The organism is Yoonia sp. (genome assembly GCF_017854415.1).
Classification (GTDB): Bacteria; Pseudomonadota; Alphaproteobacteria; order Rhodobacterales; family Rhodobacteraceae; genus Yoonia.
Window position 1 is genome coordinate 1 of record NZ_JAFMHR010000234.1, and the last position, 1,771, is coordinate 1,771.

Here is a 1,771-nt window from a genome sequence, read left to right on the forward strand (position 1 = left end):
ACAAGGTGCGGCTGTAATGAAGAATCAAGCCAATAAGACAAAAATTGAAAACGCGCTTGATGGTAATGACTCTGTTATATTTAGACGTGATAGTAGCAATTCTAAAAAAAGAGTAATGATAATTAACGGAGTAGAAGTCATTCCCGGAACTGGTTTCGACCCTGCCTTAAATGATTTCCTGCCAAAGTTTGAATATGTAAATACTAAGCAATATTACGACTCTGTAGCAAAGTATTCTAAATCCACTCCAATAGGAATCATGCTTTCAGGAGTCCTAGAAGCAATTTTACAAGGAAATCAGCAATACATCGAATTTCATGAAAAGTTTACAGCATTATTTGAAAGTGAAGAATCTGCGATTCGAACCGAGTTTGACAATATAGGCAATCAAGTTAAAATATATTTGGAGCAGCAATTTCCTGATTGTACAAAAGTAAAATTTGAGGTAACAGCTCCCGTTTTTGACGAGTTGTTGAAAAATTTTGATACAACAGTAAATGATGGAATTGAAACATTGGCAGAGGAGAAGGGAGATGGAATGCAAAGGGCATTAATGCTTGCTATAATTCAAGCATATGCCGACTTTAGAAAACAAAATAACGACGAAGGAAAAACGTTTTTATTTTTTATTGATGAAGCAGAATTACATCTCCATCCAACTGCTCAGAGAAACCTCAAGGATGTTTTGCATAAGCTATCAGTTAATAATGATCAGGTTTTCATAAATACACATTCATCCGTATTTGTTGCTGATAATTATCAAGGGCAAACAATATTTAAAGTAGAAAAAAATGAAGGAGAAACAATTATTTCTTTCACGGATGATTTAGATAAACCAGCTATTGTGTTTGATTTATTGGGAGGAAGTCCAGCAGATTTATTACTTCCTCAGAATTTTTTTATAGTCGAAGGGCAAAGTGAATGGGAATTTTTTACCCGTGTAATTAGGAGGTTTTATCCAAGTATGCCAAAAATACAGATTGTTAAAGCTACTGGGGACATAGATCAAGCCGAACGAACTATAAATGCAATTGAGAAATTATTCATACCACTGAATATGAGTATATATAGAGAGAAGGTTGTGCTATTAATTGATATGCCGAGTGTACAAACAGAAGGTGGAGTAAATCAATTTAAGCAGAATTACAAAGATCTGGTAAAAAACGATCAACTCTTTAATTTAGAAGTTCGAGATTTAGAACAATATTACCCAGATCAAATTGATCCGACATATAACAATTGGCGAAAAACGCAGGCTGAATTAGATGCTGTTAATAAAACCGGAAATAAAACGTTTACAGGAAAAAAGAAAATTCAGTTGAGCAAACATATTGGAGATAATATATCTAGAAATCAATTTGAAGTTGACATGAATATTTGTTTTAAAGCTTTACAGAGATGTTGGAAATTATCATATTGAGAAGAAAACTTCCGCCAACAAAAAAGGACCAAAGCAAGACGGATCGTAGCCATGCACTTCGTCTCCGCCAATCTGCACGTAGCCATAGACATTAACACTTAGTCGGTAGCTTGCTAGCGCACTGTAAACGTCCGAGCAACCCCGTCTTGCCCACTGAATATATCCGCCCAATCTTTGTGTCAAAATCAAAGATATGGAAAATTCGATTCGCCAGCGTTACTGGGCTGGCATCCTGGAAGAGCAGCAGGCGTCTGGCCTGACCAAGAAGGCCTTTTGTGAAGCCCGCAACATCAATGCGGCGACCTTTTATTATTGGCAACGGCGGGTGGAGACTCCCGCCGAAAAAATTGC

At 36.6% G+C, this 1,771-nt stretch carries 1 protein-coding gene; it reads left to right on the forward strand.

Annotation, left to right across the window (positions count from 1 at the left end; genetic code table 11):
• Positions 1-1,420, forward strand: a 1,420-nt coding sequence (locus QZ197_RS15860) for an AAA family ATPase (RefSeq protein ID WP_296433199.1), incomplete at its 5' end; no start/stop codon positions are given.
• Between the last annotated feature and the right edge of the window lie 351 nt (positions 1,421-1,771).